We start from the raw sequence: 8,162 nt of genomic DNA, 5'->3' as shown, positions 1-8,162 counted from the left end.
AGCGGGGGCGGGGCGGGTGTTTGGCGATGAAGAGGGCTTCGGCGGTCACGCAGGTCTCGCCGCCCGCGCTGATGGCGCCCTCCGTGCGGATCTTGCGGCCGTCCACGGAGAGCTGGCGGGCGCTGATCGTGAGCGGCTCGAACAGCGGCGTCAGGCGGTGGTAGCGCAGCGTCAGCTCGGCCGTCATGCCCGATGTGCCGGCCCAGCCGTTCGCCACGCCGAGGGTGTGGTCGAGCAGCAGCGCGGAGATCCCGCCGTGGACGCTCGACGGCGGGCCCTGGTAGGGCAGGCCGAGCGTCGCGGTGGCCTCGATCGTCCGGGCGTCCACCGCCTCGTACTCCAGCGGCGGCGCGATCGGGTTCTCCGGGCCGGCGACCGGGTCGTGGCGCGTCATGCCGTCACCGCGCCACATGTCGACCAAGCGGTCCTCCAGCGGCGGGGCCCCCACCTCAAGGTCGTCGGCGACGGCGTTGAGGCGGTCGGCGACGGCCGCCATGTCGGCATCCGTCATGTCGCCGGACCGGAGCAGGGCGTCGATGACGCGGCGGGCGGCGGCGGAGGCCGCGTCCACGCCGGCCGGCCGGGTCCCGGAGTGCTCGCGCGGGCCGCGGGCCTCCTTCGTCGGTCCGATGGTCATGTGCCCCTCAGATCCGTTCGATGATGGTGGCCGTGGAGTGCGCGCCGCCCGCGCACATCGTGACGAGCGCGGTGGACCCGCCCGACCGCTCCAGTTCGTGCACGGCCTGCGTGATGAGGCAGGCGCCGGTCGAGCCGACCGCGTGGCCGAGGGCGATGGCGCCGCCGTTGACGTTGACCTTGTCCATGTCCGGCTCGTGGACGGACGCCCACGACAGGACGACCGACGCGAACGCCTCGTTGATCTCGACCAGGTCGATGTCGGACAGCTTCATCCCGGCCTTGTCCAGGACGTGCCGCGTCGCCTCGACCGGCCCGTCCAGGTGGTAGTACGGGTCGGACCCGACCATCCCGGACGCGACGATCCGGGCGCGGGGACGCAGGCCCAGCCCGGCGGCGCGCTCGCGCGACATCAGCAGCACGGCGGCCGCCCCGTCGCTGATCTGGGACGAGTTCCCGGCGGTGTGGACGCCGCCCGGGACGACCGGCTTCAGACCGGCGAGGGCCTCGGCGGTCGTGTCGCGCAATCCCTGGTCGCGGGTGACGACGGCGGTCTCGCCGGTCGGTCCCTCCCTGGTCATGACCGGCGCCTCGACCGGGAGGACCTGCCCGGCGAACCGGTCGTCCGCCCACGCCGCCTTCGCCCTGGCCTGTGACTCCAGCCCGAACGCGTCCGCGTCCTCCCGGGTGATGCCGCGCTTCTCCGCGATGCGCTCGGCGGCGGTGAACTGGTCCGGCATGTCCATCTCCCACCCGTCGGGGGCGGGGCCGCCGGTCCCGGGGATGAGGGCCTGGCCGAGGAACACCCGGCTCATCGCCTCGACGCCGCACCCGATGCCGGCGTCGATCGCCCCGGACGCGATCAGCCCGGCGACGAGGTGCACCGCCTGCTGGGACGACCCGCACGCGCAGTCGATCGTCGTGCACGCCGTCGCGTGGGGCAGATCGGCGTACAGCCACGCGTTGCGGGTCACGTTGTTGGACTGCTCCCCCGCCTGGGTCACGCAGCCGCCGATGACCTGCCCGACCGCGTCCGGCGCGAGCCCGGAACGTTCCAGGAGCCCGCGCTGCGCCGACCCGAGCAGCTGGGCCGGGTGCAGGCCCGACAGGGCCCCGTAACGCCTGCCGACCGGCGTCCGGACGGCGTCGACGATGACGGCCTCGGCCATGAACTCTCCCTAGAACGACGAACGAGACGAGCACGCACAGGACGCGCCCCCCTCGGCGCCGCGCGCCGGGGAGGGCATGGCCGAGACTAGAATTCGTTCTCATCGGCGGGCAAGCGCCGTCCCACTCAGCGGTCCCGGCCGTTCGGGGCACGTGCCCGGCCCCGCTCAGCGGGACGGGGCGTCCCCCGAACTAGAATTCGTACTAGCCTCCGGCGTGCGACTCTGACCATCGAACCGGAGGCTCCGATGAACGCTGACCTGTCCCTGGCGGGGCGCACCGCCGTCGTCACCGGCGCGGGCGCCGGGCTGGGCCGCGCCGAGGCCCTCGCCCTCGCCGCGCAGGGGGCCGCCGTCGTCGTGAACGACATGGGACCGGCGGCCGACGACGTCGTCGCCGAGATCCGGAAGGCGGGCGGGCAGGCCGTCGCGGTGAAGGGGGACGTCGGCGACTGGTCGATGGGCGACACGCTGGTGTCGGCCGCCGTCGACACGTACGGCTCGCTGGACGTCCTGGTCAACAACGCGGGCGTGCTGCGCGACAAGATGCTGTTCAACCTGTCCGAGTCGGACTGGGACGACGTCATCCACGTCCACCTGAAGGGGCACGCGGCCGTGTCCCGCGCCGCCGCCGTGCACTGGCGCGCCGCGAGCAAGGCCGCCGGGGGCCCGGTCTACGGACGGGTGGTGAACACCGCGTCGGAGGCGTTCCTGTTCGGGTCGCCGGGCCAGCCGAACTACTCGGCGGCCAAGGCGGGGATCGTGGCGCTCACGCTGTCGACCTCCGCGGGCCTCGGCCGGTACGGGGTCCGCGCCAACGCGATCTGCCCCCGCGCCCGCACCGCGATGACCGAGGCGACGTTCGCCGAGGGCACCGCGCCCGGCGGGCTCGACGCCATGGCGCCCGAGCGGGTCGGGACGTTCGTCGGCTACCTGGCCTCCCCCGCGTCCGAGAAGATCACCGGGCAGGTGTTCGTCGTCTACGGCGACATGGTCGCGCTGATGGCGGCGCCGACCGTGGAGCAGAAGTTCACCGCGGCGGACGGCGTCTTCTCCGTCGGCGAACTCGGCGAGCAGCTCACCCCCTACTTCGAGGGACGCGAACCGCACCGGACCTACGCCGCCTACAGCGTCGCCCGGCTCGACAACACCGAGACCAGCAGGCACTGATCCGGACCGCCGGTGGCCGCCCCGAGGCGCGAAGGGGCGGCCACCGGTGCGGATCAGAAGACCCCCGGGCCCCGGAGGGTCGGCTCGGCGCCGCCGTCCACGTAGATGATCTGCCCGGTCATGTGGGTGTTGACCGGGGAGATCAGCCAGCGCAGCGCCTCCGCGATCACCCCGGCGCCGGCGTAGCCGTTCAGCGGCATCGGGACCGCCTCGTTCATGACCTTGAACATGGCCTCGTCGGCGAACAGCGGCTCGCTCATCGGGGTCCGGACGACACCGGGCGCGATCGCGTTCAGCGGGATGCCCTCCCCCGCCCACTCCGGGGTGACGCAGGCACACCGCACCCACTGGGCGAGCGCCGCCTTCGAGGACGAGTACGTCCGGTTCCCGGCACCGGCCTCGACGGCCTTCCCGGCCGCCTCCAGCGCGGCGGCCTCGTCGCCGTCCAGGCAGGCACGGACGACGGCGTCGTCCACCGGATGGGTCCCGGAGATGGAGCCGACGACGGCCGCGCGGGGCGCCCCGGCGCGGGCGAGGGCGGGGCGCAGGCCGTCCAGCAGCGCCACGGCGCCGAAGTAGTTGACCTTGACCGGGAGGACGGTGAACTCCGAGACGCCGGCGCAGGCGACGACGCCGTCGAGCGTCCCGCCCGACAGATCCAGCGTCTCCGCGACCGCGCGCGAACGGCCTTCCGGCCCGGCGAGGTCGGCGCACACCTCGGCGTCGCGCAGGTCGATGCCGATGACGGTGTCGCCCGCGTCGCGGAGCATCCCGGCGAGGGCCTTGCCGATGCCCGACCCCGAGCCGCTGACGGCGATGGTCCGTGCCATGTGGGTGTCCCTTCTAGGTGTGCGCGCCTCTAGGTGTGCGCGCCGCCGTCGACGCGGAGGTCGGCGCCGGTGAAGTAGCCCGCGTCGGACGAGCCGGCGAACGCGATCGCGGCCGCGATCTGCGCCGGGTCGGCCGCGCCGAAGTAGGAGCGGATCTTGGAGAAGTAGCCGAGGTCGAGCCCCTCGGGGAACATGCCGGCCGCCCGGATCAGCGGCGTGTCGACGGACCCCGGGGAGATCGGCACGACGCGGATGCGGCGGCCGGTCAGCTCCGCCGCGAGGCTGAGCGAGAACGCGAGCACCGCGCCCTTGGACGCCGCGTACGCCGTCATGTACGGGTTTCCCTGCGTCGCCGCCAGCGACGCCGTGTTGACGATCACGCCGGAGCCGTCCGGGAGGTGCTTGAGCGCCTCCCGGCAGAACAGCGCGGTCCCGACGAGGTTGACGGAGAACAGCCGGTTGAGGTCGTCCACCGTCAGCGTCTCGATCGGGGTGGTCTTGTGGACGCCCGCCACGTTGACGAGGACGTCGATGCCGCCGAGCGTCTCCGCGGCGTCCGCCACGGCGGCGACGACGGCAGGCTCGTCGGTGACGTCGGCCGTGCGGACGGTGATCGTGCCCGGCCCGGCGGCCGCGGCGGCAGTCTCGGCCAGGCCCTTCTCGGAGACGTCCACCGCGCGGACCGCGGCCCCTTCGGCGGCGAGGCGGAGCGCCGTGGCCCGTCCGATGCCCGACGCCGCCCCGGTGAGCAGCACTTTCACGCCGTCATAGCGATTCATGGCGGCACGCTAGCCGGGGCCCGCCGCGGATGCCGGGGGCGATCCCGATCACCGGGAGCCCGGTGCGCCGCACCGGCTATTCGCCGGGCGCGTTGGAGCGGGGAGCGAGCAGCAGCCGGCAGGCGAGGCGGATGTCGCCCTCGATGTCGGCCATGGACGCGCGGCCGTTGAGGCTCGACTGGAGGACCCCGTACCAGCACTGGACCAGGAGCCGGACGAGCGTGACGTCCTGGACGGTCGGGTTGTCGATGCCGACGGTCGTCAGCAGGGTCTCCCGGATCGTGCTGTCGATGTGGACGGTGTCGGCGACGGTCGCGACGTGGGCGGTGTTGGACGCGTGCAGCATGGACGTGGACAGCACCGGCTCGGCCAGCAGGCTGCGGCTGGCCTGCACCAGCAGGTCGGCGACCGCGTCCTCCGGGGCGGTGCCCGGGGCGGGCTCGCGGACCTGCTCCCGGAGCCGGTCGACCTGCGCGGCCATGACCGCGGTGAACAGGTGGACCTTCGACGGGAAGTACCGGTACAGGGTGCCGATCGCGACCCCGGCCTCCTTGGCCACGTCGTGCATCTGGACGCGTTCGAGGGGCTTCTCCGCGCCGATCCGCGCCGCCGCGCGGAGGATGCGCCTGCGGCGGTCGTGCTGCTCGGGCGAGTTCGGCTCGGCCGACGGCCTGCCCGCTGCGATCCTCGCCACGGTCCTCCCCCCGGGTCCGTTCCTGCTGTTGACAAGGAACAATATCCGGACTCCCGGCCGCACCCGCGATCCGCGATACCGGTCAGTGGGACCGTGCCTCCCGCCGTGGCTCGGCACGCGTTTACGTTGTGCCCGCGCCGAGATCCGGAGGGGATTCACGTGGGAAACGCCCGGTGGGACGACGAGTACGACGTGGTGGTGGCCGGATCGGGCGCCGGGGCGATGGCCGGTGCGCTCGCGGCGGCGTCGGGCGGGCTGCGGACGGCCGTCCTGGAGAAGACGGCGCTGCTCGGCGGGACGTCCGCGTACTCGGGGTCGGCGATCTGGCTGCCGGGGACGCGGGTGCAGGAGCGGGCCGGGCTCGGCGACTCGGCGGAGTCGGCGCGCGCCTACCTCCGGGCGCTGCTCGGGGACGCCGAGGAGGAGCGCCGCGAGGCGTTCCTGGCGACGGCGCCCGAGCTGGTGGAGTTCCTGGAGAAGGACCCGGCGATCGAGTTCCGCTTCCAGGCGTTTCCCGACTACTTCGACGCGCCCGGACGCCTGGACATGGGGCGTTCGTTCGTGCCGCCGGAACTGCCGGTCGAGGAGCTCGGCGACCTGGCCGGACTCGTCCGGCCGCCGGTCGACCGGGACCGGGCGGGACGCGGCCACGCGTCGAAGCCGATGGCGCAGGGCCGTTCGCTGATCGGGCGGCTCCTGCTGGCGCTCACCGCGACGGGGAACGGCGTCGTGCGGACCGAGACCCCGCTGACCGGGTTGATCGTGGAGGACGGCCGGGTCGTGGGCGTGGAGGCCGGTTCCCTCCGGCTGCGGGCGGCGCGCGGGGTGCTGCTGGCCGCCGGCGGGTTCGAGTCGTCGGTGGCGCTGCGGGAGGCGGGCGGCGTGCACGGCGACGCGAACTGGACGATGGCCCCGGACGGCGCGAACACCGGCGACGCGATCGAGGCGGCCGTGCGGATCGGCGCGTCCACCGGGCTGCTCGACCAGGCGTGGTACTGCCCCGGCCTGCTGACCCCGGACGGGCGGCCCGCCTTCACGCTCGGCTTCCGGGGCGGGCTCATCGTGGACGGGTCGGGGCGCCGCTTCGCCAACGAGTCCCTCCCCTACGACCGGATGGGGCGGCGGATGGCCGCGGCCCAGGGCCCCTTCCACCTGGTCTTCGACGCCCGTTCCGGCGGGCTCCCGGCGATCTCCGTCCCGCCGCTGGCGCCGGACGACCAGGTGGCGTCGGGCCACTGGGTCCAGGCCGGGACCCTGGACGAGCTGGCCGGGAGGATCGACCTCTCCCCGGACGCGCTGACCTCGACCGTCGAGCGGTTCAACGGCTTCGCGGAGAAGGGCGTGGACCAGGATTTCCACCGGGGCGAGGACCCCTACGACCGCTATTTCTCCGGTGGCAGGCCGTGCGTGGTCGCCGTCGGCCAGCCGCCGTTCTACGCGGCGGAGGTCGTCCTGAGCGACCTCGGGACGAAGGGCGGGCTGCGCACCGACCCGGACGGCCGCGTCCTGGACGGCACGGACCGTCCCATCCCCGGGCTCTACGCGGCGGGCAACACCAGCGCCTCCTTCACCGGCCCCGTCTATCCCGGTCCGGGCATCCCCATCGGTTCGGCGATGGCGTTCGCCTACCGCGCCGTCCAGGACATCACGAGGAACTCCCCATGAGATCTGCCAGGAGACGCACCGCGGTCCTCGCCACCGCGGCCATCACCCTCGCCGGGACGGCCGGAATCGTCGCCGTCCCCGCCCAGGCCGGAGACCACGGAGTCCCGCCGGGGCACCGCGGAAGGCTGCTCGACAGCGACCCGCTGACGAACGCGGCGGCACTGCCCAGCGCCGCCGTCAACCGGAAGATCACCTACACGTCGGAGGGCGTGGGCGGCACGCGGATCACCGTGACCGGCACCGTGGCGATCCCGGAGGGCGAGGCGCCGCGCGGCGGCTGGCCCGTGCTCAGCTGGGCGCACGGCACGACCGGCACCGCCGACGTGTGCGCCCCGTCCGCCGACACCGCCGACGGCCCCGCCCACGACTACCTCGCCTACACCGAGCGGTACCTGGACAAGTGGGTGGCCGAGGGCTACGCCGTCGTGCAGACCGACTACGAGGGCCTCGCCACCCCGGGCGGCCACCCGTACATGAACGGCGTCAGCCAGGCGAACACCGTCACCGACATCGTGCGCGCCGCCCGCAGGCTGGACCGGCGCATCGGACGCGACTGGTTCGCCGCCGGCCACAGCCAGGGCGGCCAGGCGGCCCTGTTCACCGCCGCGCAGCGGCGGACGCCCCAGGACGTCCGGCTCAAGGGCTCCCTGGCGCTGGCCCCCGGTTCCTTCATGAGCCAGACCCCCGGCTACGTGAAGGCGGGGCTGCCGGGTGCGAGGGGCGCGCTGCCGTTCCTGTTCGTCATGCTCACCGGCTCCCAGGCCGCCGACCCGTCCCTCGTGCCGGAGGACCTGGTGACCGAGCGGGCCGCCCCGCTCGTCCGAGCGACCCGTACCAGCGCGTGCACGGCCCAGCTCAGGGAGCTGAGCGCGGACCTGCCGACAGAGGACGTGTTCCGCCCGGACGCGGACCTGGCGCCGCTGGAGACCTACCTCCGCTCGCAGGAGCCCATCGGCTTGAACCTGAAGGTGCCGACGTTCGTCCTCCAGGGCATGGACGACGCAGAGGTCACGCCGGGGGCGACCGACCAAGTGGTGACCGACCTGTGCAAGAGGTACAGCGGCATCACGTACGGCATGTTCGACGGCGCCGACCACCGCGGCCTGATGGACGTGTCGTTCGAGGAGGGCCTGAACTACGTCCAAGCCCTCCGCACAGGCCGAACCCCACCGAGCGACTGCTGACCGAGCCCGGCCTTGCCCGCCCCCACGGACGGTATCTA

Annotated in this window: 8 protein-coding genes; 3 read left to right on the top strand and 5 right to left on the bottom strand. The window is 73.7% G+C overall.

Annotation, left to right across the window (positions count from 1 at the left end; all coding sequences use genetic code 11):
- On the bottom strand, positions 1 to 637 hold a 637-nt coding region (locus E1281_RS08335; RefSeq protein ID WP_207943176.1), incomplete at its 3' end, for a PaaI family thioesterase.
- A 7-nt stretch (positions 638 to 644) separates the two neighbouring features.
- Positions 645 to 1,805, bottom strand: coding sequence for a steroid 3-ketoacyl-CoA thiolase (locus E1281_RS08330; RefSeq protein WP_131876606.1), 1,161 nt, complete (start codon positions 1,803 to 1,805; stop codon positions 645 to 647).
- A 246-nt stretch (positions 1,806 to 2,051) separates the two neighbouring features.
- On the opposite strand from E1281_RS08330, the gene E1281_RS08325 reads away from it, so the two are divergent.
- Positions 2,052 to 2,972, top strand: coding sequence for a 3-oxoacyl-ACP reductase (locus tag E1281_RS08325; RefSeq protein ID WP_131876604.1), 921 nt, complete (start codon positions 2,052 to 2,054; stop codon positions 2,970 to 2,972).
- Between the two features lie 53 nt (positions 2,973 to 3,025).
- Here the strand turns inward: E1281_RS08325 and E1281_RS08320 are convergent, their stop codons facing one another.
- The 3 genes from E1281_RS08320 to E1281_RS08310 all read right to left on the bottom strand — a co-directional run bounded on the left by E1281_RS08320 (position 3,026) and on the right by E1281_RS08310 (position 5,275).
- The gene (locus tag E1281_RS08320) at positions 3,026 to 3,802 is read right to left on the bottom strand and encodes an SDR family oxidoreductase (RefSeq protein ID WP_131876602.1); all 777 of its coding nucleotides are present in this window, start codon (positions 3,800 to 3,802) and stop codon (positions 3,026 to 3,028) included.
- A gap of 29 nt (positions 3,803 to 3,831) precedes the next feature.
- Positions 3,832 to 4,581 carry an SDR family oxidoreductase gene (locus tag E1281_RS08315; RefSeq protein WP_131876601.1) on the bottom strand — a complete coding sequence of 250 codons (750 nt, stop codon included), beginning with the start codon at positions 4,579 to 4,581 and terminating at the stop codon, positions 3,832 to 3,834.
- A gap of 76 nt (positions 4,582 to 4,657) precedes the next feature.
- The gene (locus tag E1281_RS08310; RefSeq protein WP_131876599.1) at positions 4,658 to 5,275 is read right to left on the bottom strand and encodes a TetR family transcriptional regulator; all 618 of its coding nucleotides are present in this window, start codon (positions 5,273 to 5,275) and stop codon (positions 4,658 to 4,660) included.
- A 159-nt stretch (positions 5,276 to 5,434) separates the two neighbouring features.
- On the opposite strand from E1281_RS08310, the gene E1281_RS08305 reads away from it, so the two are divergent.
- The gene (locus E1281_RS08305; protein ID WP_131876598.1) at positions 5,435 to 6,940 is read left to right on the top strand and encodes an FAD-binding protein; all 1,506 of its coding nucleotides are present in this window, start codon (positions 5,435 to 5,437) and stop codon (positions 6,938 to 6,940) included.
- Positions 6,937 to 8,124: an alpha/beta hydrolase gene (locus tag E1281_RS08300; protein ID WP_131876596.1), complete on the top strand. Its 1,188-nt coding sequence runs from the start codon at positions 6,937 to 6,939 to the stop codon at positions 8,122 to 8,124. The genes E1281_RS08305 and E1281_RS08300 overlap by 4 nt, the downstream gene beginning before the upstream one ends.
- The last annotated feature ends 38 nt before the right edge of the window (positions 8,125 to 8,162 follow it).

The sequence above is a fragment of the Actinomadura sp. KC345 genome (assembly GCF_004348515.1).
GTDB lineage: Bacteria > Actinomycetota > Actinomycetes > Streptosporangiales > Streptosporangiaceae > Spirillospora.
The sequence above is the reverse complement of the archived record's forward strand: the minus strand, read 5'-3'. Positions and strand labels throughout refer to the sequence as shown.